Origin of the sequence: Lacticaseibacillus porcinae (genome assembly GCF_003946305.1) — a bacterium.
GTDB classification, from domain to species: Bacteria; Bacillota; Bacilli; order Lactobacillales; family Lactobacillaceae; genus Lacticaseibacillus; species Lacticaseibacillus porcinae.
The window spans coordinates 1-25,924 of record NZ_RHNS01000021.1 but is presented as its reverse complement, the minus strand read 5'-3'; the positions used below and the strand labels follow the sequence as shown (position 1 = coordinate 25,924).

The 25,924-nt window shown below is 47.2% G+C and carries 24 protein-coding genes, 3 tRNA genes and 1 rRNA gene; 10 read left to right on the top strand and 18 right to left on the bottom strand.

Features of this window, described 5'->3' with window-relative positions:
• Nucleotides 1-42: 42 nt before the first annotated feature.
• The 3 genes from EKM92_RS12200 (at nucleotide 43) to EKM92_RS12190 (ending at nucleotide 2,888) form a co-directional block, all read left to right on the top strand.
• Nucleotides 43-855, top strand: a complete 813-nt coding sequence (locus EKM92_RS12200) for a class C sortase (RefSeq protein ID WP_125711191.1) — start codon at nucleotides 43-45, stop codon at nucleotides 853-855.
• A gap of 167 nt (nucleotides 856-1,022) precedes the next feature.
• Nucleotides 1,023-2,255 carry an MFS transporter gene (locus EKM92_RS12195; protein ID WP_125711189.1) on the top strand — a complete coding sequence of 411 codons (1,233 nt, stop codon included), beginning with the start codon at nucleotides 1,023-1,025 and terminating at the stop codon, nucleotides 2,253-2,255.
• Nucleotides 2,256-2,492: 237 nt separating this feature from the next.
• Nucleotides 2,493-2,888: a hypothetical protein gene (locus EKM92_RS12190; protein WP_164509996.1), complete on the top strand. Its 396-nt coding sequence runs from the start codon at nucleotides 2,493-2,495 to the stop codon at nucleotides 2,886-2,888.
• Nucleotides 2,889-3,457: 569 nt separating this feature from the next.
• Here the strand turns inward: EKM92_RS12190 and EKM92_RS12185 are convergent.
• Nucleotides 3,458-3,976, bottom strand: a complete 519-nt coding sequence (locus EKM92_RS12185; protein WP_164509995.1) for a nitroreductase family protein — start codon at nucleotides 3,974-3,976, stop codon at nucleotides 3,458-3,460.
• A gap of 137 nt (nucleotides 3,977-4,113) precedes the next feature.
• On the opposite strand from EKM92_RS12185, the gene EKM92_RS12180 reads away from it, so the two are divergent.
• The gene (locus tag EKM92_RS12180; protein WP_125711183.1) at nucleotides 4,114-4,962 is read left to right on the top strand and encodes an aldo/keto reductase; all 849 of its coding nucleotides are present in this window, start codon (nucleotides 4,114-4,116) and stop codon (nucleotides 4,960-4,962) included.
• A 103-nt stretch (nucleotides 4,963-5,065) separates the two neighbouring features.
• On the opposite strand, the gene rlmD is transcribed toward EKM92_RS12180, so the two are convergent.
• Together rlmD and EKM92_RS12170 are read right to left on the bottom strand one after the other, a co-directional pair.
• Complete coding sequence (gene rlmD / locus EKM92_RS12175; RefSeq protein WP_125711181.1) at nucleotides 5,066-6,424, bottom strand: 23S rRNA (uracil(1939)-C(5))-methyltransferase RlmD; 1,359 nt, start codon at nucleotides 6,422-6,424, stop codon at nucleotides 5,066-5,068.
• A 388-nt stretch (nucleotides 6,425-6,812) separates the two neighbouring features.
• Complete coding sequence (locus EKM92_RS12170) at nucleotides 6,813-7,475, bottom strand: Abi family protein (RefSeq protein ID WP_164509994.1); 663 nt, start codon at nucleotides 7,473-7,475, stop codon at nucleotides 6,813-6,815.
• A 351-nt stretch (nucleotides 7,476-7,826) separates the two neighbouring features.
• Between EKM92_RS12170 and EKM92_RS12165 the strand changes: the two genes are divergently transcribed.
• Both EKM92_RS12165 and EKM92_RS12160 read left to right on the top strand, forming a co-directional pair.
• Nucleotides 7,827-8,966: a GGDEF domain-containing protein gene (locus tag EKM92_RS12165; protein WP_125711177.1), complete on the top strand. Its 1,140-nt coding sequence runs from the start codon at nucleotides 7,827-7,829 to the stop codon at nucleotides 8,964-8,966.
• Nucleotides 8,967-9,112: 146 nt separating this feature from the next.
• On the top strand, nucleotides 9,113-10,252 hold the full coding sequence (locus tag EKM92_RS12160) for a GGDEF domain-containing protein (RefSeq protein ID WP_164509993.1): 1,140 nt from the start codon (nucleotides 9,113-9,115) through the stop codon (nucleotides 10,250-10,252).
• Between the two features lie 48 nt (nucleotides 10,253-10,300).
• Here EKM92_RS12160 and EKM92_RS12155 read toward each other — a convergent pair whose 3' ends face one another.
• The 13 genes from EKM92_RS12155 to EKM92_RS12095 form a co-directional block, all read right to left on the bottom strand.
• Entirely contained in the window at nucleotides 10,301-11,314 is a 1,014-nt protein-coding gene (locus tag EKM92_RS12155) for a diacylglycerol kinase (protein ID WP_125711173.1), read from the bottom strand.
• Between the two features lie 262 nt (nucleotides 11,315-11,576).
• Nucleotides 11,577-13,007, bottom strand: a complete 1,431-nt coding sequence (gatB, locus tag EKM92_RS12150; RefSeq protein ID WP_125711170.1) for an Asp-tRNA(Asn)/Glu-tRNA(Gln) amidotransferase subunit GatB — start codon at nucleotides 13,005-13,007, stop codon at nucleotides 11,577-11,579.
• Nucleotides 13,007-14,461 (bottom strand): Asp-tRNA(Asn)/Glu-tRNA(Gln) amidotransferase subunit GatA, encoded by a 1,455-nt coding sequence (gene gatA / locus EKM92_RS12145; RefSeq protein WP_125711168.1) that lies wholly within the window; start codon nucleotides 14,459-14,461, stop codon nucleotides 13,007-13,009. Before gatA ends, gatB begins: the two co-directional genes overlap by 1 nt.
• 1 nt (nucleotide 14,462) lies before the next feature.
• Nucleotides 14,463-14,759, bottom strand: a complete 297-nt coding sequence (gene gatC / locus EKM92_RS12140) for an Asp-tRNA(Asn)/Glu-tRNA(Gln) amidotransferase subunit GatC (RefSeq protein WP_054716437.1) — start codon at nucleotides 14,757-14,759, stop codon at nucleotides 14,463-14,465.
• Between the two features lie 132 nt (nucleotides 14,760-14,891).
• A complete protein-coding gene (locus EKM92_RS12135) occupies nucleotides 14,892-15,836 on the bottom strand; it encodes a phosphoglycerate dehydrogenase (RefSeq protein ID WP_125711166.1) in 945 nt (314 codons plus the stop codon).
• Between the two features lie 238 nt (nucleotides 15,837-16,074).
• Nucleotides 16,075-17,535: a nicotinate phosphoribosyltransferase gene (locus EKM92_RS12130; protein ID WP_125711164.1), complete on the bottom strand. Its 1,461-nt coding sequence runs from the start codon at nucleotides 17,533-17,535 to the stop codon at nucleotides 16,075-16,077.
• A 121-nt stretch (nucleotides 17,536-17,656) separates the two neighbouring features.
• Entirely contained in the window at nucleotides 17,657-18,358 is a 702-nt protein-coding gene (locus EKM92_RS12125; protein ID WP_125711162.1) for a GntR family transcriptional regulator, read from the bottom strand.
• A 68-nt stretch (nucleotides 18,359-18,426) separates the two neighbouring features.
• Nucleotides 18,427-19,227, bottom strand: a complete 801-nt coding sequence (gene proC / locus EKM92_RS12120; RefSeq protein ID WP_125711160.1) for a pyrroline-5-carboxylate reductase — start codon at nucleotides 19,225-19,227, stop codon at nucleotides 18,427-18,429.
• Between the two features lie 183 nt (nucleotides 19,228-19,410).
• Nucleotides 19,411-19,482, bottom strand: a tRNA-Gln gene (locus tag EKM92_RS12115).
• 9 nt (nucleotides 19,483-19,491) lie between these two features.
• Nucleotides 19,492-19,572, bottom strand: a tRNA-Tyr gene (locus EKM92_RS12110).
• A 66-nt stretch (nucleotides 19,573-19,638) separates the two neighbouring features.
• Complete coding sequence (locus EKM92_RS12105) at nucleotides 19,639-20,442, bottom strand: metallophosphoesterase (RefSeq protein WP_125711157.1); 804 nt, start codon at nucleotides 20,440-20,442, stop codon at nucleotides 19,639-19,641.
• Nucleotides 20,443-20,517: 75 nt separating this feature from the next.
• The gene (locus EKM92_RS12100; RefSeq protein WP_125711155.1) at nucleotides 20,518-21,987 is read right to left on the bottom strand and encodes a peptide MFS transporter; all 1,470 of its coding nucleotides are present in this window, start codon (nucleotides 21,985-21,987) and stop codon (nucleotides 20,518-20,520) included.
• Nucleotides 21,988-22,337: 350 nt separating this feature from the next.
• Complete coding sequence (locus EKM92_RS12095) at nucleotides 22,338-22,862, bottom strand: hypothetical protein (protein WP_125711153.1); 525 nt, start codon at nucleotides 22,860-22,862, stop codon at nucleotides 22,338-22,340.
• Nucleotides 22,863-22,908: 46 nt separating this feature from the next.
• On the opposite strand from EKM92_RS12095, the gene EKM92_RS12090 reads away from it, so the two are divergent.
• The 4 genes from EKM92_RS12090 (at nucleotide 22,909) to EKM92_RS12075 (ending at nucleotide 25,486) form a co-directional block, all read left to right on the top strand.
• A complete protein-coding gene (locus tag EKM92_RS12090) occupies nucleotides 22,909-23,316 on the top strand; it encodes a hypothetical protein (protein ID WP_125711151.1) in 408 nt (135 codons plus the stop codon).
• Between the two features lie 51 nt (nucleotides 23,317-23,367).
• The gene (locus EKM92_RS12085; protein ID WP_125711149.1) at nucleotides 23,368-23,580 is read left to right on the top strand and encodes a zinc ribbon domain-containing protein; all 213 of its coding nucleotides are present in this window, start codon (nucleotides 23,368-23,370) and stop codon (nucleotides 23,578-23,580) included.
• A 359-nt stretch (nucleotides 23,581-23,939) separates the two neighbouring features.
• Nucleotides 23,940-24,305 (top strand): helix-turn-helix domain-containing protein, encoded by a 366-nt coding sequence (locus tag EKM92_RS12080; RefSeq protein WP_125711147.1) that lies wholly within the window; start codon nucleotides 23,940-23,942, stop codon nucleotides 24,303-24,305.
• Between the two features lie 482 nt (nucleotides 24,306-24,787).
• Nucleotides 24,788-25,486: a hypothetical protein gene (locus EKM92_RS12075; RefSeq protein ID WP_125711145.1), complete on the top strand. Its 699-nt coding sequence runs from the start codon at nucleotides 24,788-24,790 to the stop codon at nucleotides 25,484-25,486.
• Nucleotides 25,487-25,621: 135 nt separating this feature from the next.
• On the opposite strand, the gene EKM92_RS12070 is transcribed toward EKM92_RS12075, so the two are convergent.
• Together EKM92_RS12070 and rrf are read right to left on the bottom strand one after the other, a co-directional pair.
• Nucleotides 25,622-25,694: transfer RNA gene (locus tag EKM92_RS12070), tRNA-Thr, on the bottom strand.
• A gap of 136 nt (nucleotides 25,695-25,830) precedes the next feature.
• Nucleotides 25,831-25,924 (bottom strand): 5S ribosomal RNA (gene rrf / locus EKM92_RS12065); the annotation flags it as partial.

Genomic DNA, 25,924 nt, shown 5'->3' with positions numbered 1-25,924 from the left:
TTTACTGGTGGGGCGACCCACCTTACATAAGGAGGTGCACTTATGTCCAAGCGATTTAAAAATTTGCTGGTGTTACTGCTTTTCTTCACCGGTTTAGGAATATTCGCCTACCCTTTTGTCGCCAGTGGTCTCAACACAGTGCGCACTCAATTTAATCAACAACGGTTGAAAGATCAAGCAGCGGTCAACGCCAAACGTGATCTCGCCAAGAAAAAAGCCGAAAACGCTGAACTTGCTGCTAATGGGATACGCCCTAGTGGTGATGTGTTCAAAGAAACCAGCAAGTCTGCATCAGCAAAGTACTTGAATGATCATCTGATCGGCGCCGTGTCCATTCCAACCATTGATCTGTACATTCCCTTATATGACCGGACTAACGACTTATTGTTGCAGTCAGGCGCCACAGTATTGGGTGGGACCAGCTACCCAACTGGCGGACCCTCGACTCACACGGTGATTTCTGCTCACGCGGCTTTACCAACAAAACAGCTGTTCACCAACCTCAAGAAAGTCAAAATCGGTCAACGCTTCATCCTCACTGTCGGCAATAAGCGCCTCGCCTATCAAGTCGAACGTATCGACGTGGTGTTACCGCAAAACGTCTCAAAGTTAAAAATCGAACCCGGCCGTGACCTTGCGACATTAATGACTTGCACCCCATATGGCGTCAACTCTCACCGCCTGTTAGTCACTGGCAAACGCGTCCCGTTGAAAAACGTCACCGCCAAATCAGTTGATGCAGCTGCTAAACGTCAATGGTGGCAAGCAGTCGCCAAAATTGCCGCAGCGCTGATTGCCTTGATCATTTTCATTATTTTGGTGATCCGCACTTGGCGAAAGCATCGTCCAAAGTAATCTTCACAAAAAATTCACAATTAACGTGCATGATGATAGTTGTATGCGCAACTATACCAATGGTGAAACACCGTGTTTCTTCTATTGTAATAGTGCACAAAAATCACGTCGAATGGGTCTAACCGAATCAGGTTTAGGCCTATGTTTTTTGGGAAAGGAGTATCATTTTGGACGAAGCACAACGTCAAAAGTCGCCATGGCGGCGCAACCTTACGATTTTATGGGGCTGTACTTTCGTGGCAGGGATCGCCTTTTCAGAGATCATGCCGTTTATGTCGCTGTATGTTGGCGAGTTAGGCGACTTTACTAAAGCAGAAGTTTCATTTTACTCAGGATTAGTTTACGCAGCGACGTTCTTAGTCACGGCGATCGTCAGTCCGATGTGGGGCGCCCTTGCCGATAAAAAAGGCCGCAAGATCATGTTGATCCGCGCAGCGTTTGGGATGGCAGTGGCAATGTTTTTAATGGGGCTGGTCACTAACGTTTGGGAATTGATCGCGTTGCGGGCTTTACAAGGCTTGTTTTCTGGTTACATTTCTAACGCCCAAGCCTTGATCGCGAGTCAAACCCCACGCTCCAACGCTGGGAAAGCATTAGGTACGTTAGTTACAGGTTCGACTTCTGGCATGCTGATGGGGCCGATCATCGGTGGCGCGCTGGCACAATTCTTCTCCATTCGCGACACTTTCTTCATCACCAGCGGTTTGTTGTTGCTCACTGGGATCATGTCTGCCTTTTTCGTGAAAGAAGATTTCGTCCCGATCCCACCGCGCCCCAAAGAAGCCCATCAAAAAGGCTTACTGCGCGGACTACTGTCGCAATTCGCTAATCCGAAGTTGATCATCGTGTTACTGTTTTCCACCTTGTTCGTGCAACTTGGGAACGCCTCGATCGCACCGATCGTGTCATTATACGTTAAAGAGTTGATGCACGGTCATGGGGCCTTCGCCTTAGTCGCTGGGATCATCGCTGCATTACCTGGTATTTCCAACATCATCGCCGCACCTAGACTTGGTGAATACGGCGACCGTCACGGTAGTGGGAAAGTCCTTGTGGCAGGCTACTTATTTGCGGTATTGGTTTACATCCCCCAAGGTTTTGTCCCTGGTGTCATCAGCTTAGGGATCTTGCGGTTGTTAGTCGGGATCTCTGATGGTGCGTTGTTCCCTACCATTCAAACTTTGTTAACGAAAAACTCTCCAGTCACCGCCACTTCCGCCATTTTCTCATGGAACCAGTCCTTTCAGGCGCTTGGTAACATGTTCGGTGCCTTGCTCGGTGGGACTTTAGCTGGGATCTTCAACTATAACGTGGTCTTCATTGCCACTGCTTGCTTGTTGTTGATCAACTTCTTGATGTTGTGGTTCACGGAACCGCAACTGCGCACTGGGAAAGCTTAACCCGGTGTCATTCACCGCGGGCTTAGCCCAAAGCTTAAGCTCATCATGAATCTGATCTTGCACTTCAGATCAGATTCATGATGACTTAGGCGCCTGGGCGTTGCGGTGAATGACACGACGAAAAGTCGCAGCCACCAAGGCTGCGACTTTTTTAATGGGCAAAGTGACAATTTTGTTCGTTGCCTCATCCTTGAAACAGGCTTATATTGAGCGTGGGTAATGGGATGGGAGGACGCAATGATGAAATATCGCTATGTGTATTATCTCAGCGGCGTGGTGATGGGTGGCATCATGCTTTGGGCGATCTTCAAGCCAGGCACCGCATCTTGGGTGGCATTAGTGTGCTGGTTGCCGTTTCAAATCGGAGAATTTTGTTATGGGCGCCGGCTGCATCGCTTCAATCAAAAACAAGCCACAGTGATGTGGGCACTGGCCGATCAACTCGGCTTCACGGCCCGAGATTTGAAGCGCTTGGCCGGTAAATACGGTGAATTAGATTGGCAGGCCACGCGACCAGAGAACATGCAATTTTACCCCAGTCAAAAAGTGATGGTATCGCTGATCCGCAAACTCAAACAAGAGCGTAATTTGCGGGAAATGAAACTGCGGCACGCGCCAAACGTTATTAAATAGTTGTCTTATCTAAGTGGCCATATTAAAATTAAGCCATAGAAAAAACGCGGTGCGTCAACACCACGCCGGAAAGTTTCTCCTCAGCAGGCAGTTTTCAAACCGGCAACTTTCAGCACAATTAATAGTTAATGACTAATCGCGCATACTAGCCAAAGTATCTCAGCGCGATTTTTTCTTGCCGTTTTTTCGTTTCGACTTTTGAGAAGTCTGACGCAAGCAACGCCGCCAATGCTTGAATCCACTCGGTTATAGAACTTGAATGGTCACATTGTTGGATCACGACTATGGCTGTTACAACAGCCATCGACATAGATGATCAGACTGTTCGAGCTTGCTCGTTACAGGCTGACATACGTCAGTGACACTCCTTTCCTAGATTTCGTTTCTGCCACAGGTTTCATAAGCATCCAGTACTGAAAGGTCACCGCTCTGTTCACTTTTCTGCTTAGAGAAATCATACCAAGATTTTGCCTCAAAAAGTGGCCCCAAACATTTATATCAGAATATTTAATTCGTTATTTAATTCTATAAAAAAACGCGTTCGTCAACTGAGACGAGCGCGTTTTACTTTATAAGCGGGTGATGCCGATGCGGTTGGGATCGGTATCTTTTTCAACATAAGGTGTGGCGATTTGTCCTAGCGTCACCCCGCACACCGGCTTGAATCCTTCAGGTAGCTGCAACTTCGCGATCACTGATGGTGTTTGGTTGATCGCAGCGACTGCTCCCCAGATGTAACAGAACCCCACCCCTTCATCGACGGCTTTTAACGCGAGGTTATGGGCAATGATCGCAGCACTTGAGAAATCAGCATTTTGTTCACCTTGAGCGGAGACTAAAACAAATGTCGGTGCGCCATAAAGCATTTTGCCACCGTGGCGATGAAACAGTGTCGCAGTGGCAGATTCGATGGCGTCTAGAATTGCTGGATTGTCGATCACCGTCAAATGATATTTTTCAAACTGACCTAGGGCCACTGGTGCGAGCTCCCCTGCTTGTAAAATGGCTTCCAACTGCGCGTCGGTGACTTTTTCGCCAGTGTACGCCCGTTGCGCATGCCTTAGTAATAAAACTTCTGATAATTCCATGATGATAACCTCCGTTCGTGGCGTGATAGCTGATGGCATCTACTAATTGTCAACGTATTCGCTTTCAGTTTAACACGTTTTAGCTTGGAATTGCCGCGAACTTTTGGTAAGCTTATCACGAAAACGGAGGCAGAAAAATGAGCATTTTGACAGACACTTATACTTTAAACAACGGGATCAAGATCCCTAAAGTCGGCTTCGGCACTTGGCAGATCCCTAACGGTGATGTCGCCTACCGTGCAGTCAGCGAAGCGCTAGAAGCAGGCTACCGCCACATCGACACCGCTTTAGTTTACGGCAACGAAAAGTCCGTCGGCAAAGCGATCGCCAACTCCGGCATTCCCCGTGATGAATTGTTCGTCACCACCAAGCTCCCGGCCCAAATTAAAGACCGCGTCGGCGTGGAAGACGCCTTCAACCGCTCGCTTGATAACTTGGATATGCCATATGTCGATTTATATTTGATCCATGCGCCATGGCCATGGTCAATGGCTGGCGTTCGCTATGACAAGCAGAACTTGGTGGCGTGGGATATGATGCAACGCTTCTATGATGATCATCAAGCACGAGCCATCGGCGTGTCAAACTTCGATGACCATGACCTCGCGAACTTGCTTGATCACGGCGACTTCAAGCCTGCTGTCGACCAGATTCAATATTACATCGGTGCGACTGAACCCATCAACGCCGGCTTCGCCCAGAAAAACGACATTTTAGTGGAAGCTTATTCACCACTTGCAACCGGTGGTTTGCTCGACAACGCAGATTTGCGGCCTTTCGCTGAAAAATATGACGTATCAGTTGCCCAACTCGCCTTACGTTTCGTCTTACAAAATGGCGTGTTACCACTGCCCAAAGCCACCAGCGCCGCGCACATTCAAGCCAACACCCAACTTGACTTTGAAATTTCTGATGCTGACATGGCCACACTGAACGCGATGCCAGACTTTTCACCAGATGGCGCGCATAACAAAACCCAACGCTAACGACATCACGCGGCCCAACCTTTGAATATGGAGGTTGGGCCGCGTTTGATGATTTCGAGTCGACAAAAATGCCGCCTGACAAAACGTCAAGCGGCATTTCATTTTACTTCGTCAATACCGTCACAGATTCGATGGAAGTCGTTTGTGGGAACATATCCACAGGTTGGTTAGACTTAGCAGTATAACCAAATTCTTGCAGTGCCGCGATATCACGGGCTAAGGTCGCTGGGTTGCAGGAAACATAAACTACTTTATCTGGTAACATTTTCCCAACTGCAGCGGTGAATTCTGGTGCCAAGCCTTTGCGTGGGGGATCGACCATCAACACATCAGCGTGTAAGCCTTCTTCTGCCCAGTTGGTCATCACATCTTCTGCTTTGCCGACGACGAATTCGGCGTTTTTGATGCTGTTAAGCGAGGCGTTAACTTTGGCGTCATGCACCGCTTCTGGTACCACTTCGACACCTAAAACGCGCTTAGCATGCTTGGCCATGGACAAGGAGATCGTCCCGATACCAGAATAAGCATCGATGACCGTTTCGTTGCCTTTTAAATCTGCGGCATCAATGGCTTGTTGATACAAGACTTCAGTTTGTTGTGGGTTGACTTGGTAGAAAGATAGCGGGCTGATCCGGAAGGTCGAGCCGAGCAGCTTGTCTTCTAAGTAGTCATGACCAAACAAGGTGCGGGTCTTTTTCCCAAGGATGACATTGGTTTTACGATTGTTCAAGTTCAACATCAAGCTGGCAAGTTCAGGTAAGGCTTCAGTCAAGCCTTTAACGATGTCTTCTAAGTGGTCGATGGCCCAAGTGTTCGTGACTAACACGATCATCAATTGATGCGAGAAGTAGCCGCGGCGCACCACGATATGGCGAATGACGCCAGAGTTATCCGTTTCGTTGTAAGCGGGAATTTGGTATTTCCGCAATAAGTCCCGCACCACCAAAACCGCTTTATCGATTTCAGGATCTTGAATATAGAAATCTTCTAATGGCAACAACTCATGGCTGCGACGTTTGTAAAAACCAGTGGTCAATACGCCGTTGACCATCCGTACTGGGATCTGGGCTTTGTTGCGGTAGCCGTATGGTTGGGCCATGCCAAGGGTTGGCTTGACCTCGATATCGAGTTTCGCCTTTTTGAATAAGTTTGCCACTTGTTGTTGTTTAAATTTCAATTGTGCTGGGTAGGCCAAGTGTTGCAATGGTGCGATCCCAGTTTGCGCGTAAGCTTTGGCTTTTGGTTCCACCCGATCAGGTGAAGCTTCAAGCAGCTCAGTCATGCGAGCAAAAGCGAATTTCTTTTCCGCTTTGGTGATGTGGGCAACGACTTTTTCCCCTGGCAAAGCCCCATCGACAAACAGTGGATAGCCGTCGACTTTAGCGACCCCCATCCCTTCGTAAGTCAGGTCTTCAATGTTGACAGTGAGTTCTTGATTTTTTACTACCGGCGTTTTAGCCAAATTTATTTCTCCTTATATATCCGTGCAATTGTTGCGTACACTTGACCATACCTTATTTTACGTCGAAACACAACATCACCCGCAAGGAAATAGCGAAACGCTAATGGTTCATGCCACATTACGGCAACCTCATTTGTGCCCAGTTCTTGAATCCAATTCGCTCCACATTAAAATTGGCATCTTTGAAAAAATCGAAAACCGCTGAATTAAGCTTGTAAAAGTCGAATCTAGCATCTACCGACCGCATAAGTTTGGAAAAGATGAGTAATACCAGGGCAATGCGATGGCTAACTGATCCATTTTCAATGGCTAATCTCGACCGAATCGATTTCGGCATTAATGGCATCGTTTCTAATCGGAGGTCAATTAAATCATGATTATGGGCACATCAATTGCGAATAAAATTCAACAATCGCACCCATGACACCAATTCATCCGCAGTGCAGCCAAAGCGTTTTGCCACGCTACGACGGTTTTTGATCGACATCATTTGTAGAATTGTGACCGCTGTTCCAAACGTAATAAAATCACCAAGTAACCAAATCGTAGGAAATCCGCCTTTAGGTGATAAGTTCAGACCCGATTGAATCGTGAGATCATCCAGCGTGGAATAGCGGGTCCCTCTCAACACATCACGGTGAAACTTTTGTTCAAATCGTTCAACTCGTGATAATTGGATAGCGCGATCCGACCAACTTTTAACATGCCAATATCCAAACGCACCATACCGCTTCCCTAAAACGGAAACGATGGTACTCACAAGGTATGGCTCAATTTCTTCAATCCCATTAAACAATGCTAGTTTAAGTCGGCGATCACGATAATACTTGTTCACAACGTTGGTAAAACGCGTATTTTGATAAAACAAGTTTCCGTATTGGTCATATGCTGACATCGCATAAGCATATTCCTTTAATTTATAATAACCGATCACAGAAATTCGTTTAATATCATCAGCGCGGTTTGTGGTTTTGAAATGCATGCCTCGCTCTGCAAATTTCAGATATTGTTGCATCGGGGTCAAATACATTGGTTCAAGCCAAGTCGTCATCACGATCACCCTTTTCATTGCGATTTTAAGCAAAAAAAAAGCCCGACCTCAGAACATGTCTGCCGCTTGGATGCGGTGCCGGGGACTTGACGTAAGTTCAGAATACCTGACAATACATCCTTTGTCAAATTATTTGATCCAAACTCAGACAAGGTGGGTGTCAAAACACCGTCAATGGTAAGCAGTGAACTGAATATCATCACGACTTCAAACTCACCGTCCACCATTCAATTGTCAAAATTATAAAACTGAGTAATATTTGTCATCATTTCGTCGATATTGTGTCATAAATGCTTGCGTCGATGAATAAATTTGAGTACGCTATTATATAGAAAAGTAGGAGGAGCTTCCATGGTTGCACAAGTCTTAACGGTGATCGTCTTCACCTTACTCGGCGGGCTCGGCTTTACCGTTTTATTCGGATTATTGGAGAGTTATTCCGATAAACGTGCTGCCGGGATCCATACCGTCGGCCAATTTCAACAAGCTATTCCTTTAGTGATCGCGATCAGTTTATTGTTGGTCGCCTTGCGCATCATCAATATCGCTGCCAATCAACAAGGCATGGAGATCTATTGGTTATTGATCAATTTACAATTGTTGATCATGATGTACAGTGATTTAATGATCGATAGCTTTTGGGCGTTTGCCATTTTGAAAATCATCGCCGGCATCACTTTCGCCGGTACTGGCATCATGACGATCGCCATGTGGATGGTGTTTATGGTCATTGGCTCAGCGCTGTTTTTCGAAAGTCACTACGCTAAAAACTGGTCCCCTGACAATCCTTGGTTGTTCGCCTTGCCACCGCTAGTCGTCGATGCCGCCGCTTGGGTCGGGATCTGGTTAGTTTGGCGACCGGCGTTGCATATCTTGATTTCCAATTACATCGCCTTTGTGATCGCGATTTTGGTGATTTTCTTCAATGGCCGCTCGCAGCGCAGCTCTGAACAAGTGATGGCGCGGTTGACCCACGAAACGCAATTTGACGCCTTAAGTGGTGTTCGCAACTGGGCAATGTTTCAAAGCGACCTCACCCATGCCTACACCCAAGTCAAAAACGATGAACCTTTAGGGGTCATGACTTTTGATTTAGACCACTTCAAAGCCATTAATGATACCCATGGTCACTTAGCTGGCAACGCTGCGTTAAAAGCTGCGGCCCAAGGGTTGGAATCGATGTTGCAAACTCAAGATCCCAAATATCATGTGTATCGCACAGGCGGTGAAGAATTTGCCGTGATCTTACCTAACACCACTTGCCAACGCGCCCGTGAAATCGGACTTGATGCCTTAGAATGTATGCGACAGTTGCAGATCACCACTCAAGCTGGCGAGTTGAAGCTGACCGCAAGCTTTGGGATGACCCAAGCGAATGCCAAAGACCGCGACGCGACTGCCACCTTCCGCCGCGCAGATCAAGCCTTATACTTAGCGAAAAATGCTGGACGTGACCGCCTAGCGATCGATCAAAACGTGATCTCTGATTAATGATGAAAGCTTCTGCAAAACACGGTTGTCGTGCCTGCAGAAGCTTTTTTACAAACATAGGTATTATTTTTTCATCATTAGGATAATATTTCCTTGAGTTCGACCTGAATGATGAGTAATCTAAAGATAGAATGGAGGCGAGGCACATGTTTGCACAGATCTTGACAACAGTGGTTCTAACCGTGCTTGGGTCACTAGGTTACACCGTTTATTTCAGCATGTTAGAACAGTACTCCGCCCAACGCGCCGCCAAGAAACATAATGTCGGTCAATTTCAACAAACTTTCCCATTGGTGATTGGGGTCAGCGCGTTGATGTTAGCGATGCGCATCATGAACATCGCCGCCAATAGCGAAGATATCGTCTTGTATTGGGCGTTGATCAATTTACAATTATTGATGATCATGTATACCGACTTAATGATCAACAATATTTGGGCCTTTTTAATTTTAAAAGTGGTCGAATGCCTCACCTTCATTGAAACTGGCGGCCGCACCGTGATTTTATGGTTGGTGTTGACGGTCGTCGGCTCCGCATTGTTCTTTGAAAGTCACTACGCCAAAAACTGGTCTCCAGATAATCCTTGGTTATTTGCCTTTCCACCATTGGTGATCGACGCGAGCTTTTGGGTGTTGTTGTGGCTGCGTTGGCACCCAACGGCAGTGATCGTTTTCGGGAATTTCATGGGCTTTGCCTTGGCAATGTTGGTGCTTTTTGCCAATGGCCGCAGCCAACGTGATTCTGATTTAGTGGTCGCACGGTTGACCCATGAAACCCAATTTGATGCGTTAAGCGGGGTGCGGAACTGGGCGATGTTTCAACATGACCTCACCCAAGCTTATGCTGAGGCTTCACTGGACCAACCGCTTGGGGTGATGACTTTTGACCTCGATCATTTCAAGGCGATCAATGACACATACGGCCACTTAGCTGGCAACGCGACGTTGAAAGCCACTGCTTCAGCACTTGACGCAATGCTTCAAAGCCATGATCCCAATTATCATGTGTATCGCACCGGCGGCGAAGAATTTGCGGTGATCTTACCCGATACCCATGATCAACTCGCTCAACAAATTGCCATGGATGCCTTGTATTGCGTCCGCAACTTACAAATCGCCACTGAAGTTGGGACCTTAAGCATCACCGCCAGCTTTGGGTTGACTCAAGCAAAAGTCGAAGATCGCGATGCCACCACCACTTTCAAACGCGCTGATCAAGCGTTATACTTAGCCAAAAATGCAGGTCGCAACCGCTTGGCGATCGACGAAACCATTTTCGGTGCCTAATTAAAAATCCGGCAGCTCACATCGTGATGAGCTGCCGAATTTTTGTTTTTATTTCCCGATTTTGCCGTCACCGTCGATATCTGATTCAGAAATACTTTCGACTTCTTGTAAGTAATCTCGTTGCGCAGTGTCGTCAGCGATGTTGTTTGCTGGAATGTCAGCGATGTTGGCATACATTTCAATATGTTGCCGCAAGTTTTGGAAGCTCATTGGCGCTGAACCGCCGTATTCCCCATCTAAGTTGACTTTCATTTCTTCGCCATCTTCGCGGGTCACGGTTAAGTTCGTGGTTTTGGTGTAAATGATGTTTGGATCATCAACATGTTTGCCACCATTCAAGACTTTACCCATCAACACTAAGTATTCAGGGAGTTTCGCGGTTTTGACTACGATCAAAGAGAATTTGCCATCCCCGAGACTTGAATCTGGGACGATTTGTTCGAAGCCGCCAATAGAATTAGTCATTGCTAACAAGAACATCGACGCAGGCCCGTCATACACGCCATCGTCATATTCCAAGTGGATCGGGAACTGTTTGATGGCAGGCAACATTTCAGCGCCTTTGATCAAATAAGCAAAGTAGCCAAAAATCGACTTAAATTCACTTGGCACGCCGTAAGTGAGTTCTGATAACAACCCGCCAGCGGCAATGTTCATAAAGTAATGTTTATTGGCTTTCCCAATATCCATCCGCAATGTTTGCCCAGCTAAAATCACTTTCGCCGCTGCGACTGGATCTTCTCGAGGGATCGCCAATGCGCGAGCATAGTCGTTGGTGGTACCTGCTGGAATGATCGCCATTTTCGGACGATGGCGGTGAGGCGCGATGCCGTTAACGACTTCATTGATGGTGCCATCGCCGCCGGCAGCCACGATCAGATCAAAGCCATCAAGGGTGGCACGAGATGCCTCTTTTTTGGCGGAAAAAGGTTCTGGCGTAGTTTGGTAAGCGCTGGATTCATAGCCAGCTTGTTCCATCACGTCTAAAATATCGGCGACATACCGCTTCATACCTTCGTTGCCGCTGGTTGGGTTATAGATCAATCGTGCGCGTTGAGTCATCTTGCACGTCCTTTCACAAAAAGATTCCACATTAATTATGCGCGATTGCGTCCATAAAATCTAGTGTAAAAGGCGCCAGCCGTGCGGTTGTCATGTTTAAAAGTTGGTAAAGCTCTGGCGATTGCTTCAACGTCCGCTAACGTCCTGACTCATGACTCACTTCAACAGTGTCAATCTTGACGGCACTGTCGTCACCTTCTGCAAATTTTGTACCCAAAATAAAAAGCCGCGATGCAACATCGCGACTTTCCATTCACTTCAATTAACGTTTCTTGATTTCTTGCATCAAGATCTGGTTGACGACTTTTGGATTGGCCTTCCCGCGAGTCTGCTTCATGATGTTCCCCACCAAGAAGCCAATGGCGCGATCTTTACCAGCTTTAAAGTCATCGATCGATTGTTGGTTATCATCTAACACGGCATCAATGATCGGTGTGAGTTGTGCCGGATCTGACAACTGCACCATTCCTTTGGCTTCAACGAAAGCTTTAGGATCAGTGTCGTTGGTGATGATCTCTTTGAAGACTTTCTTGGCGATCTTCGAAGAAATCGTCCCATCAGAAATCAAAATGATCATCCCAGCTAAATGTTCTGGTGTCAACGCCACATCTTTAAGTTCTTGATGTTGGGCGTTCAAATACCCAGACACTTCACCCATCAACCAGTTAGAGGCTAACTTGGCATCAGCGCCTGCAGCAACAGTGGCTTCAAAGAAGTTCGCCATTTCAAGCGTTTGGGTCAACACGCCAGCATCATATTCTGGAATGCCCCAGTCAGCGACGTAATGCGCCCGACGTGCTGCAGGTGGTTGTGGTAAACGCCCTGCGACTTCATCGATCCATTTTTGCGACACATGCACAGGTGGCAAGTCTGGTTCTGGGAAGTAACGGTAATCATCCGCCCCTTCTTTGACCCGCATTAAAATGGTTTCTTTTTTGTCGACATCCCAACGACGGGTTTCTTGACGAATTTCACCGCCTGCACGCAACACGGCTTGTTGACGAGTTTGTTCGTAGGCTAAGCCATCGCGGACATGGTTGAAGGAGTTCAAGTTCTTGATTTCAGTCTTCGTCCCATATTGGTCAGCACCAATTGGCGCAACGGACAGGTTGGTATCCACACGCATGGACCCTTCTTCCATTTTCACATCAGAAGCGCCGGTGAACTGTACGATTTGACGCAGTTGTTCCAAGTATTGATAGGCTTCTTCAGGACTGGCGATGTCAGGCTTAGACACGATTTCAACTAATGGTGTGCCTTGACGGTTCAAATCGACATAAGAATAGCCATCAGGTTCATGTTGGTTCTTCCCGGCATCTTCTTCAACGTGAAGTTCGGCGATCCCGATTTTCTTCTTTTTACCGTCAACTTCGATTTCCACCCAACCATTCGTGGCCAGCGGTTGTTCTGCTTGGGTCACTTGGTAAGCTTTGGGGTTATCAGGATAGAAGTAGTTCTTGCGATCAAAGTGGGTATCGCGGGTGATGTCAGCGTGTAAGGCTAACGCCACCATGATGCCATAGGAGTAGGCGCCTTTGTTGATCGTGGGCAAAACCCCTGGGAAGCCCCAATCAATGACGTTGGTTTGGGTGTTAGGTTCTGCCCCATAAGATACTGGAGATGGGGAGAACATTTTAGATTTGGTTTTTAACTCGACATGGACTTCCAGGCCGATGGTCGTTTCAAAGTTCATTAACGTGCACCTCCTGGGATCAAGTCAAGGTAATCGTTTTGGCTTTCAAAGGCGTCAGCCGCTTGATAAATCGTGCTTTCGTCAAAATGCTTGGCGATCAATTGCAAGCCCACTGGCATGTTATCCACAAAGCCGGCAGGGATCGACGCTGCTGGCAACCCGGCTAAGTTCACAGGGATCGTCAAAATGTCGTTCATGTACATGGTCAATGGATCGGTGACTTTTTCACCGATACCAAAGGCAGTCGTCGGTGTGGTTGGCCCCATCACTAAGTCATAGTTTTCAAAGACTTTGTTGAAGTCTTCGGTGATCAACGTCCGCACTTGGGCTGCCTTCTTGAAGTAAGCATCGTAGAAACCAGCAGACAATGAGAACGTCCCTAACATGATCCGGCGCTTGACTTCTGGGCCGAAGCCTTCAGAACGGGAACGGACATAAACATCGGTCAAGTTCTTCACGTCTTTAGCACGGAAGCCATAGCGGATCCCATCAAAACGTTGTAAGTTGGAAGAGGCTTCAGAACTGGCGATGATGTAATAAGCGGGTACCGCATATTTGGTATGTGGCAAGGATACTGTATCCACCGTTGCGCCTAATGCGCGGAATTGATCAGCGGCTTTTTGAATGGCCGCCACAATTTGCGGATCGACCCCTTCACCTAAATATTCTTCAGGTAAAGCGATTTTCATTCCTTTGATGCTTTGACCGATTTTTTCAGTAAAATCAGGGACATCAAAGTCTGCAGAAGTGGAATCTTTCTCGTCATGGCCGGCGATGACATTCAAGACACGAGCAGAGTCTTTCACCGAGCGGGTCAACGTCCCAATGGCATCTAAGCTAGAACCAAAGGCGATCAACCCCCAACGAGAAACGCGGCCATACGTTGGTTTGAAGCCAACGATCCCGTTGAACGCTGCTGGCTGGCGAATGGAGCCGCCAGTATCAGTCCCAAGCGCTGCCAGCACTTGACCAGAAGCAACTGCAGCAGCAGAGCCACCTGAAGAACCACCAGGCACCTTGGTGTGATCCCAAGCGTTTTTCGTGGTTTTAAAGGCGGAGTTTTCAGTGGAAGAGCCCATGGCAAATTCGTCCATGTTCAACTTCCCGACGTTAATGGCACCAGCTGCGTTGAGCTTTTCAACGACAGTGGCATCATAAATCGGGACGAAGTTTTCCAACATCTTAGACGCTGCAGTGGTGGTCAAGTCTTTGGTGACGATGTTATCTTTGATCGCCACTGGGATCCCTGACAATGGTTGATCTTTGTTGATGCCGGCAGCGTCAACCGCTTCAGCTTGAGCCTGAGCTTGGTCGTTCAAGTTCAAGAAGGCATCGATTTCAGGATCGATTTCAGCGATTTTGGCTAAGGTATCTTTCGTCAAGTCGGCACTGGTAATGGTCCCTGCGACTAATTGATCATGCAACGCGTCAATGTTTGTTGTAAAGTAATCCAAACTAGTCTTCCTCCTTGTCGATGATGGCAGGTACTTGAATCAAGGTGCCTTTTGACGTTGGGACGTTTTTGAATAAGTCTTCAGTCTTGGTATCATTGACCGCGACATCTTCGCGCATCACATTTTGCAAGTGGATGGATTGGGTCGTGGCGGGAACGCCTGTCGTATCAACGGTTTCCAGTTGATCCACCATATTTAAAATGTCGTCGAGTTGGTTGGTGAATTGGTCGAGTTCAGCATCACTGAATGCTAAGCGCGATAATTCAGCGACGTGTGCGACGCTATCTTTTGAGATCATCGTATCCCTGCTTTCATTATTGTTGTGTGGTTTTCACACTCATGGTTTCAATTCTACCATTAAATACCGATTTCTTGTAGCAACGGTGAAACCTTACCTGACAAAAAGTTGGTGATTTTACCAATCGGGGGATCACTGCGGTTGGTTCACTGGATATTCAGGTTGACGACCACTTAACACCAAATCAATTTGTTTGGCAGCGATCAGCGCCATTTTCCGATTGGCTTCAATGGTGTTGGCCCCAATATGTGGCGTTAAGATCACATTCGGCATTTGAAACAGGACATGATCTGCAGATAGCGGTTCTTGTTCAAAGACATCTAACGCCGCTTGAGCGATTTGTTGCGTCTGCAATGCCTCGACCAATGCCTCAGTATCAACCACTGCCCCACGCGCCAAGTTGATCAAACTAGCAGTGGGCTTCATCAATTCAAATTCTCGAGTCGAGACACAATGTTTGGTTTCAGGCACTGAAGCAAGGTGCAAGCTGACATAATCTGAACGTTTAAACAAGTCGTCCCACTGCACATATTCACCAGCAGTTTGATCGGCGCGAGGATGGCGGTCATATAACAACACTTGCATCCCCAACGCATGACACATTTCTGCAAGGGTTTGGCCGACGTGGCCGACCCCAACGATCCCCACGGTGGCTCCAAATAGTTCATGGCCTAATAACCCTTGATAGGCACCAGTCCAGTCGTTGACACGCGTTTTTAAATCCACCGCATGAAACTGTCGCGCTAACATCAACATGTCCATCAACGCTAATTCGGCAACAGTTCGCGCATTGGCCCCTGGCGCATTGGTCACCCACACCCCTTGTTTGGCGGCATAGTCGACATCAATGGCATCAAAGCCCACGCCTCGCCGCGCCAAAATCTCTAAATTGGGCAATTGCGCATACAAGGTATTTGGGATCGGTTTGGAGATCATCATAATTCCTGCGGCATCAGGGGCTAGCTGCATGATCTCATCAACACCAGGATTGTCGCAAGTCACCACGGCATAGCCATGTTTGGCTAAATAATGATCGGTCAAATCGTCTGCAATTTTGGGTAATAATACTTTTTTCATGGGCCACCTCGTGAGTTTATTACTATTGTTATATCGCGTTGGCTGCGCCGTTGCTAGTGACTTCACACAAACATCACAAAAAGTAGCCAAGACATTATTCCAAATTTGAGTCTAGTCGCGTTCCAAAAAACAACGCCCAGCAATATAAATGCCCCTGCACCGCGGTTTAAAACAAACCGTGGCACAGGGGCACTTATATTTTGGGCTAAAACCGCTTTTTGTCTCAGCCTTGTTGAGGTTAAGCTTGACGCCAGTTGATTTTTTCTTTGATCCGGCGAATGATCGCCATTTTATTATCCCAAGCGGCTTGTGACAAGTCGACAGGATAATCTTGTGGGTTGAGCACACGGGTGTATTCGTCCCACAGTGATTCGACACATTGCATGGCAAACTTGCGAATGTCGACCAGTTTCGGTAACTTGTAAACCAAGTCCCCATGATCAAAAATCGTTTGCAACAATGGCCGCGCATCAAAATCAGTGACGGTTTTGTTGATGTAAGTGAAGTTTGGATGGAACATGTACAATTCTTCCAAGCTTTCCACATCTTCATAAGCTAACGCCACATAGTCACCTTCAGACTTGCCATTGGCGTTACGGGTGATCCGCCAAACTTGCTTTTTGCCTGGGGTGGAGACTTTTTCGGCATTAGAAGATAACTTAATGGTATCAGCCATTTCACCATGATCATCTTCAATGGCCACCAATTTGTACACCGCACCTAAAGCTGGGTGATCAAAAGCAGTGATCACTTTGGTCCCAACGCCCCAAGTATCGATTTTAGCCCCTTGCATCTTTAAGTTTTGAATGGTGTTTTCATCTAAATCATTAGAGGCAACGATTTTGGTGTCGGTAAAGCCCGCGTCATCGAGTTGTTGGCGCACACGCTTTGAGATATAAGCCATATCCCCAGAATCGATCCGGACGCCTTGGAAGTCGATTTTATCGCCCATTTCCTTAGCGACACGGATCGCTGCTGGCACCCCTGAACGCAAGGTGTCATAAGTATCGACTAAGAAGGTCACATCATGGTTCACTTCAGCGTAAGCTTTAAAGGCAGTGTAGTCGTCTTGATAAGCTTGGACTAACGCATGCGCATGCGTCCCTGAAATCGGGATCCCAAAGACTTTGCCGGCGCGGACATTAGACGTCGCGTTGAAGCCGCCGATGAACGCGGCACGCGTGCCCCACATCGCGGCGCTAGTTTCTTGCGCGCGGCGAGTCCCAAATTCCATCAATGGGTCATCGCCAACTACTGAGCGAATCCGAGCAGCTTTAGTGGCCACTAAAGTTTGATAGTTAATGATATTTAAAATCGCAGTTTCCACCAATTGACCTTGTGCCAATGGGCCTTCAACTTGTAAGATCGGTTCGTTGTTGAACACCAAGTCCCCTTCAACTGCAGAGCGCACTGTTGAAGTGAATTTCAAGTTCGCCAAGTAATCCAAGAATTCTTGCGGATAGTCAGTGACGTCTTTGAGATAAGCAATGTCAGAATCGGAAAAATGGAGGTCTTGTAAATATTGCACCACATGTTCCAACCCAGCAAACACAGCAAAGCCACTGCCGAAAGGTAAATCGCGGAAGTAAACTTCAAACACCGAATTCTTCTCAGCGATCCCTTGCTTCCAGTAAGTGTACATCATATTCAATTCGTAGAAATCAGTATGGAGGGCGAGCCCGTCATCTTCGTATGTCATGTTTAGACCTTTCAGATTGTTACGCGTATTACGCGAATTCATTTCGTGTTGCTACTATTCTACCGCGGGTCACGACAGATAGCAAAACCCCGCGTGAAAATTTTCACGCGGGGTCATGATTTTAGCGTTCCAGCACCAATTCGAACCGGTCAGCCACATATTGCGTGCGGACATATTCAAATGGGCGCCCGTCTTGTAAAAATGAGATCTGTCGCAGCCGCAAAATCGCACTAGAGCGTTTGATCTCTAAGTAATCAGCGATCCGTTCGCTAGCAACTGTCGCGCCAACAGTTTGTTGGGCGCCACCGATCACATAGCCACCTTTTTTCTCTAAGGTGTGATAAAACGAGGTGGTCACTTCAGATTTGGAGAAGTCTTTGATCAAATCAAACGGAATGGTGGCCACTTCAAAGCAAATCGGCACCCCATCGCCATAGCGGACGCGTTCCATCCGCAACACTTGGACATTATCGTCAAGATGCAATTTCTCAGTTTCAGAAATCGACGGCTTGGCCACGTGATAAGAAACGGTTTTGCTTGAAGGCACTTTGCCTTGGGCGACCATCACATCAGAAAAACTGGTGACCCCAGAAACTTTTTCTTGCACTTTGCGATTAGCGACATAAGTCCCGGCGCCGACCCGCCGTTCCAAAATGCCTTCATCAACTAAGGTTTGGATCGCTTGACGTAAAGTCATCCGCGATACTTGATAGCTTGCTGCCAGTTCGCGTTCGCTGGGAATGCGATCGCCGATCTGCCATTTGCCAGCTTCGATTTGTTCGCGCAGCGCATTATGAATTTGAATATATACTGGGAATTCCACAGAAACTCGTCCTTTCGTGATTGGTCTATGTTGTCATCATAACCGGTATAGACCAAAAAAGCAAGTCATCATTGTTCTTCTTGATCTTTGGCGATCGTCGCATCCACACCAGCGACCACAGAAGGCATAAAGCCTGCTGCTTCCATGGCCAGTAACCCAGCAACAGTGGTCCCACCAGGACTGGAAACTTTATCCACCAAATCAAATGGTGATTCAGGACTTTGTAACACCATGGCCCCTGAACCTAATACAGCTTGAGCGGCAATTTTATCTGCTTGTTTCTTGGTCAACCCATGTTTGACGCCGGCGCGCGCTAACGCATCGATAAACATGTACACAAACGCTGGGCTAGACCCTGCTAAAGCAACGAAGGTGGAGAAATGTTGTTCCGCGAGTTCAATGGTTTCACCAATGGTATCAAACCACGCCACCACGGTGTCTTTGATGTCAGCAGCAGCTGGGTTGGCAGCATAAGCCGTCATCCCTTGATTGATCGCCACATTTAAATTTGGCATCACCCGGATCAGTGGATAATCTTTCGTCCCTAAGAAGCCTTCGATTTGCAACAACGACACACCAGAAAGCAATGACAACAGCGGTGTGGTTTTGGCTTGCAAAGCCGGATTGATTTCGTCGATCACATCTTGGGCCATCACTGGCTTCACGGCTAACACCACCACATCAGCAGATTCGATCACTGCGGTATTGGAGTCAACGGTTTGGACGCCAGTTTTTTGCGCATATGCTTCGTAATTCGCCGGATGTCCGCCATGGATCACAATATCTGATGGGACGAAGGTTTTGGCCTTCAACAACCCGTCAATAATCCCTTGCGCCATGTTCCCAGCGCCAATAAATCCCAATTTCATGAAAATGCCTCCCAGTTTCTACTATTGTATTCAATTTACCCATTACCTGACCCAATGTCAAGATTGGTCTAGTCAAAAAGCGCTGACATATCGCAGATTTTCTGTGATTGGTTGTTAAAATGTTCGGTTTTCTCACATTCAGCACCACAAAAAAACGACTCATCTCGCAGATGAGTCGCACAATTGGGGTAGCTGGATTCGAACCAGCGCATGACGGAGTCAAAGTCCGTTGCCTTACCGCTTGGCTATACCCCAATGATATAATGGAGGATCTAGGATTCGAACCTAGGAACCCGAAGGAACGGATTTACAGTCCGTCGCGTTTAGCCTCTTCGCTAATCCTCCGTCAATCAACTTTAATAATATACAAAATTTTCGCCGCTGACGCAAGTCTTTTTTGGAAAATTCTCGTTAAACTTCCAACCACACCAAGGTTTTGCGCCATTGTTCAAACCAATCATCACTGTCCCACTCATTCAACCGATGCAAGCCGTAGCCCATCGGTTGATGATAATAGGTGGTGTGGTCAATGGTCAGTGGGGCGTGACGTTTGTGCAAATGACCAAACACCACTGAATCAACGTGACGGGCATTGAGTAGGTCTCCTAAATGTTGCGACCCCATGACGGCAGTGGCCATTTGCCAATAAGAGTGACCTGGGGCATAGATCATTAACGCTTTTTGCGGGACAAAATGAGTCAAATAAATCACGTGTTGCCCTTTGGCATCATCTAATGCCTGAGTCGTGGTGGCCAACACCCGTTGCATCCGCTGTTTGTCGCTGACTGGTTGATCGATCGCGCCATCGATCCAATACGCCTGCTTCCACTGAGTAAACTCAGCATCAGTTTTGTCCAAATCTGCCGGCGCCAAGGAATAATCATACCAGCCGTTGTTGCCAATGATCACCGTCTTGCCGATACGTAGGCTTTGTTCATGAAAATACAGCGGATCGGCATGGCTTTGCGCTATTTCATAAGAAACGCCATTCACCAAGTCGTGATTGCCTGCCAACCACCGCACAGGAAATGGGACATGGGCTTGTAAGTCGCGATAAAAGGCCGCACTTTTGGTGAAATCATTAAAGCTGTCACCAGCGTTAAAATACCCTGCTGGTTGTTGCGTCATTAAATAAGCGCTGATGCGCGTGATCGCTTCTGGTACTGAAAGCTTATTCACATCGAAATGGTTATCCACACTGACTGCAATTTTCATCGACTCACCTCCAATTCAGTTTACCACAACAAAAAAGCTTGAACCTCAAAAGGTCCAAGCAAGCTGTGCAAACGATCAGTTGATCCCTTGCATGAGTTTTTCGATCCGTGGCACCATGAACCCTAAGATCACAGCAAACACGATCGACGCGATCCCAACAGCGGCAAAATAAGCCACTTCAGTTGCTGGGGAGTATAATTTCACGATTTGAGCGTTGATGGCTTGGGCTGCGGCATCAGCCAAGAACCACATACTCATCATTTGAGAGGAGAACGCCTTTGGGGCAAGCTTAGTGGTCACTGACAACCCCACTGGGGAGATCAACATTTCAGCGATTTCAACGATCGCCCATGATAATACCAACCATAATGGGGAAACGCGAGTGCCAGTCCCAAACATCATCACAGGGATCACCATCACCAAGTAACTCAACCCGGCAAACACTAAGCCATAGCTGAATTTCTTTGGTGAACTTGGTTGACGTTTGCCTAAGCGCACCCACAACCAAGCGAAGATCGGGCCATAGATCAAAATGAATAATGGGTTAAGCAATTGGAAGTTCCCTGGTAAAATCGGCATCCCTAAGAAACTCAACTTCGTTTGATCGGCAGCAAACACGGCTAATACCACAGAGCCTTGTTCTTCGATCGCCCAGAAGATCACCGCAGCGATGAACAATGGAATGTAGGCCCACACACGAGAACGTTCAGTTTTAGTGACTTTCTTAGACCGCAACATCGCGATAAAGTAGCATACTGGCACACCGATGGCAATGATGGTGATCAAGGTGATCACATGATCAATGCTGAAGGTCCCAGTCGCGCCCATGATCCCGAGGATCGCCGCCAAGACGACGACACCTGCGAGCACTTTGAGCAACAATGGCTTCATTTCATCTGCGGAAATTGGATCTGGGGCCACATCATCTTTAGGGTTAATGGTTTTCTTCCCAGCGATGACATAATAGATCAACCCGATAAACATCCCGATGGCAGCAAAGGAGAAGCCGACATGGAAGTTAAATTGGGCTTGGCCCCAAGGCACAATGATCGGTGCTAACAAAGAACCGAAGTTGATCCCCATCACGAAGATACTGAAACCAGAATCTCGACGAGGATCATTTTCCGGATACAATGAGCCGACCATTTCAGAGACATTAGGCTTCAACAACCCAGTCCCGATGACGATCAACCCGATCGACGCAAACAACGCACCAGCACCGAATGGCAACGACAACACGATGTGGCCGATCATGATCAGCACGCCGCCCCAAAAAACGGTTTTGCGACTGCCAAGCAAGCGGTCAGAAATGAAGCCACCGATCGTCGAGCTCAAGTAAACCAAAGACCCATAAATCGACATAATGGACAGCGCAGTGGGCTTGTCAAAGCCTAATCCACCTTTGGTCACTGCATAATACATGTAGTAGATCAAAATGGCGCGCATGCCGTAATAACTGAATCGTTCCCAGAATTCAGTCATCGATAAGGTCAATAAGCCTTTGGGATGACCAAGGAACGAATGGTCGCTTTCTTTTTGGTTCATTAAATCAAACACCTCTCACTAGGAATTCGTAACCAAACCTAGTGACGATCCCGCTACTTCCCTCAAAATAGCGACGAATCATTATTCCATTATACGCCAGCAGGAATCCAATGACAAATCGCCACTCATTTTCTCATGAAAGCGCCTTGCGACTATGTGGACGCAACGTGTGTTCAACATTCATAAACAGCTTCCGTCATTTGGTGAGAAAATGATGAACAACAAAGCGGCGGTTGTCGCTTTCCGCTTCGCTGGGTTGACGCACTTGATAACCACTGTTGGCGAGTTGCGTCACTAATGGTCTACCAACGTAACGAAAAAAGCTGAGTCGCATCCGACTCAGCTTGGCTTTAGTTGGTACTTGCCGCGCTACTGCTCGTTTTGTTGGCCATCCGTTGACTGTAAACATTCAACTTTGGCGGGATCTGCCCATTAAAATAGGTTTTGGCAATGGTATTAGTTTGCGACATGAACGTTTTGGCCGTGGTATTATAAGTGGCTTGATCTTTGCCGACCATGGCTGTCAGCATTGCAGTGGCAGCCTTACCAAGCTTTTGCAACGCTGTATTTAACGCTGGCTGGCCACTGTTATCTGCGAGTTGAAGTTGGACATCGGCAATTTGTTGCTTGCCTTTCGTCGCGGCTTGTTGGATCGTGGCTGTGGGTTTGGAATAAGAGGCAAGGTCAAGAGGATCGACCACGGCATCGACGATCGTCACGTAACGTTTTTGTAATTGCGCCGTGGTATACTGCTTAGTAGTGAGAACGGTTTTAGGTTTGGACGATGACGCTGTCGGGTTCGCTTTTTTTTGACCACACCCAGCTAACGTCAACATCAAAGCTAATCCCGCGATGATCTGGAATTTTTTCAACATGCACACCTCCAGTTGCATGCATTATAACACAGTAAGGAGTGATCCCTTGGCAACTTGGCATTTGATGTTTCAAAAACCAGCCTTTGAAACCACCCAGTTGCGCCATGTTGTTGACGTCTTGAAAGCAGCAGGCAACTTCGGTGGCTTTCCCCTGCAATCAGCAACTTACACGCGTGACACCGCGGATCTTGGTTATGTCGACTTGACCTTCAAGATCACCACGCCGATCACACAAGCTGTTTTTGCTGATATGGCGAAATATTTAATGGTGGTGGCAGCAGGCTTGGAGAAAGCCCCATTACCGCTGTATTTTGCGATCATGCAACACAGCTTAAACGAACTCAGCATCGACTACCACATCTACGACAGCAAAAATGTCGACATTTACTACTGGCAAGCCCCACCGATCGTCGCTGCACCAGAACCTCCGAAAAAAGACTTACGATTTCGTTAGTTCCAATTGCGATGGTCTTCTTGTATATTGAAGCTATACGGAGGTGTCCCCATGGAAAATCAGGTTTACGACTGCCCCAAATGTCACAATCACAGCTATCAAAGTGATCAATTTCAAGCCACTGGTGGCAATTTCGCTAAGCTATTTGATGTTCAAAACAAAAAATTCGTCACCATCTCATGCACCCGCTGTGGCTATACGGAATTGTATCGTCAACAATCATCTTCTGGCATGAATGTTTTGGATTTCTTGCTTAGCCAATGATCCCTTTTACCGCGTTTCACGACGCGGTATTTTAGTGTGTTAAATTGCAAGTGCTTACATCGACGAAGGTGTCGTGATATTCATCATTAATTTGATATTTAAACTTAAGGAGACACCATGTAAGCATTATTTTTTCAATATTTTCAAATGTATTATCGATGAATTGCAAAAATATATCACGGATGGTAAATTAATGATATAGAAGCGACTTTACAGTACCCTAACCAGTCATTTTATCAATGCCGGAACGGTTGAACTTGGTACCGTCTTGTTGAATCACCTGATGGATGGCACGTATTATGAGTGATGAATAAATCAACCATTGGTGATAAATTCATCATTGCGGGAGACTGTGACAATTGCCGACTTACGCTCGAATCAAACAACTTGAATCTGACCGAGGCTGGTCACTCCAAACGCTTGCAACAAAAGCAGGAATTGGGATCAATAACATTTACCGTTGGCGAACCATGACGCCGACGACAGGTGCTTTAACGGCAGTTGCTGCGGTTCTGGAAGTCTCCGTTGATTACCTTTTAGGTCATACAGATGAGCCAGAGCTTCTGCCCAAGGCAAGACGACCAAATGTGGTTGATTTAAAAACAACCAATGTCTTCATCTATGAAGGCGATCAGGTTGAAGTAACTGGTCTTGATTCTGATGACTGGGCAATCATCAAGGCTGTGATCGAACGGAACCGAAAAAATCGAAAGATGGGAAAGTGATATCGTAGGATAACTCTATATTCAACTGATTAACTTCGCACTGGCTCACGATATCGGTGTCCGCCGGTTGCAACTAAGGCCAACCCAGAAACCGATGTCTGACTCGGAGGGTAGATCTATAACTGGCCAAATAAACACAAAATAACCATCCAGTTGGCTCATGAGCTTGGTCATATAGTCGACGGCGACAAAGACATTTACTACTACGCCACCGATCGTAGCGCTCAAATCGCGAAGGCGATGCGAACCGGGCAGCATTACATATCCATGTACCTATGTACTTTAAAGAAATCACACCTGAAGATGCCAACCTGCATCAATTTCTGACTGACGTACAGATTCCATCATGGTTGGAACACGAAGCTTCCGGCATCATTTCTGGCTACTATGCTGCATAGGGGATATTTCATCTGTGTCACACAATACTATTAACGTCCAGACCGGATCGACGTTAAAAGCTGGGGGAATAAGGGGGAACCATCATGAAAAAACTACTGACAATCGGTGTAACACTCGCCGCAGTACTGTCGTTAGCCGCATGTGGGAATAGCAGCAAGAGCACTGATAATGGCGGTAAGACCACCACTGCATCAAAGGCAAAGACGTCAACGGCCAAGTCCAGTAGCAAAAAGGCATCTTCTGAAGGAAAGGAAGTCACCAATGGGCAATTGTTAAAAGTTGGCGAATGGATGAACGACGATATGCAAGGCAAGATGAAGCTACTCAGGATCAACTCGCTTAACAAAACTATGACGACCGGCTCCTATAGCATCATCTTGAAAGATTATAAGTTCATGGAAGTCACACCCAAAGATGACGATCAGAAGAAGACGGCTTCCGATGCTTTTGGTGTCAGCCAAGGCGTGACAACGCCTTACTATGAAGCACAAGTCCAATACTCGATCAAGAACGCAAGCAACGAAGAAGTTCAATTCAACGGGATCAAGTCAATCGTGCTCAGCACTGGACAACAACTAGACCCTAATGGTGGCATGTCTGATCAAGGTATCGGTGAAGCGGTCGCACCTGGCGCAACCAAGGACACCGCGTTCATGGCAGTCATCCCTACCGCTGATAAGGACAAGTTGAACAAGATCACCATCAACTTCGACAGTTTCTGCAACACGACTGACTTCAGTGACGTCGGCACATTGCCAGCGGTCGCCATCGACTTGCCTTAATCAAGGCAAAAAAACAGTCTAACCTTAGTGGTGAGCCACGATTCCGTCGAATCATGGCTCACCACTAAGGTTAGACTGTTTTGGTGCACAAAAATACCGATCAGGATGACCTGATCGGCACGATGTGTTGCCTTCTGCCGTCTACTGGAATCGAACCAGCGACCTCTTCATTACGAGTGAAGCGCTCTACCGACTGAGCTAAGACGGCATGTCGTCTCAACAACAATAGTAATTATACAGGACAGAAAACCCGCTGTAAACCCCTTTTTGACGGGTTTTCTGCCAATTTTTCCAACCCTTTTTGGTCACAAAAAAAGACCTGTCAGCGACAGATCTTTCATTTAGCGTGGCGACTTCCTACCCTCGCAGGCAGTTACCCACCAACTACTCTCGGCGTAGAGAAGCTTAACTTCTGTGTTCGGCATGGGAACAGGTGTA

Bases quoted from the DNA above. Each gene is read 5' to 3' on its own strand.
- gatB (WP_125711170.1), bottom strand. From the start codon at position 13,007: ATGAACTTTGAAACGACCATCGGCCTGGAAGTCCATGTCGAGTTAAAA.
- EKM92_RS12100 (WP_125711155.1), bottom strand. From the start codon at position 21,987: ATGAACCAAAAAGAAAGCGACCATTCGTTCCTTGGTCATCCCAAAGGC.
- EKM92_RS12105 (WP_125711157.1), bottom strand. From the start codon at position 20,442: ATGAAAATTGCAGTCAGTGTGGATAACCATTTCGATGTGAATAAGCTT.
- EKM92_RS12200 (WP_125711191.1), top strand. From the start codon at position 43: ATGTCCAAGCGATTTAAAAATTTGCTGGTGTTACTGCTTTTCTTCACC.
- EKM92_RS12095 (WP_125711153.1), bottom strand. From the start codon at position 22,862: ATGTTGAAAAAATTCCAGATCATCGCGGGATTAGCTTTGATGTTGACG.
- EKM92_RS12085 (WP_125711149.1), top strand. From the start codon at position 23,368: ATGGAAAATCAGGTTTACGACTGCCCCAAATGTCACAATCACAGCTAT.
- proC (WP_125711160.1), bottom strand. From the start codon at position 19,227: ATGAAATTGGGATTTATTGGCGCTGGGAACATGGCGCAAGGGATTATT.
- gatC (WP_054716437.1), bottom strand. From the start codon at position 14,759: ATGATCTCAAAAGATAGCGTCGCACACGTCGCTGAATTATCGCGCTTA.
- EKM92_RS12130 (WP_125711164.1), bottom strand. From the start codon at position 17,535: ATGACATACGAAGATGACGGGCTCGCCCTCCATACTGATTTCTACGAA.
- EKM92_RS12170 (WP_164509994.1), bottom strand. From the start codon at position 7,475: ATGACGACTTGGCTTGAACCAATGTATTTGACCCCGATGCAACAATAT.
- EKM92_RS12160 (WP_164509993.1), top strand. From the start codon at position 9,113: ATGTTTGCACAGATCTTGACAACAGTGGTTCTAACCGTGCTTGGGTCA.
- EKM92_RS12155 (WP_125711173.1), bottom strand. From the start codon at position 11,314: ATGACTCAACGCGCACGATTGATCTATAACCCAACCAGCGGCAACGAA.
- EKM92_RS12190 (WP_164509996.1), top strand. From the start codon at position 2,493: ATGATGAAATATCGCTATGTGTATTATCTCAGCGGCGTGGTGATGGGT.
- EKM92_RS12180 (WP_125711183.1), top strand. From the start codon at position 4,114: ATGAGCATTTTGACAGACACTTATACTTTAAACAACGGGATCAAGATC.
- EKM92_RS12165 (WP_125711177.1), top strand. From the start codon at position 7,827: ATGGTTGCACAAGTCTTAACGGTGATCGTCTTCACCTTACTCGGCGGG.
- EKM92_RS12075 (WP_125711145.1), top strand. From the start codon at position 24,788: ATGAAAAAACTACTGACAATCGGTGTAACACTCGCCGCAGTACTGTCG.
- EKM92_RS12185 (WP_164509995.1), bottom strand. From the start codon at position 3,976: ATGGAATTATCAGAAGTTTTATTACTAAGGCATGCGCAACGGGCGTAC.
- EKM92_RS12135 (WP_125711166.1), bottom strand. From the start codon at position 15,836: ATGAAAAAAGTATTATTACCCAAAATTGCAGACGATTTGACCGATCAT.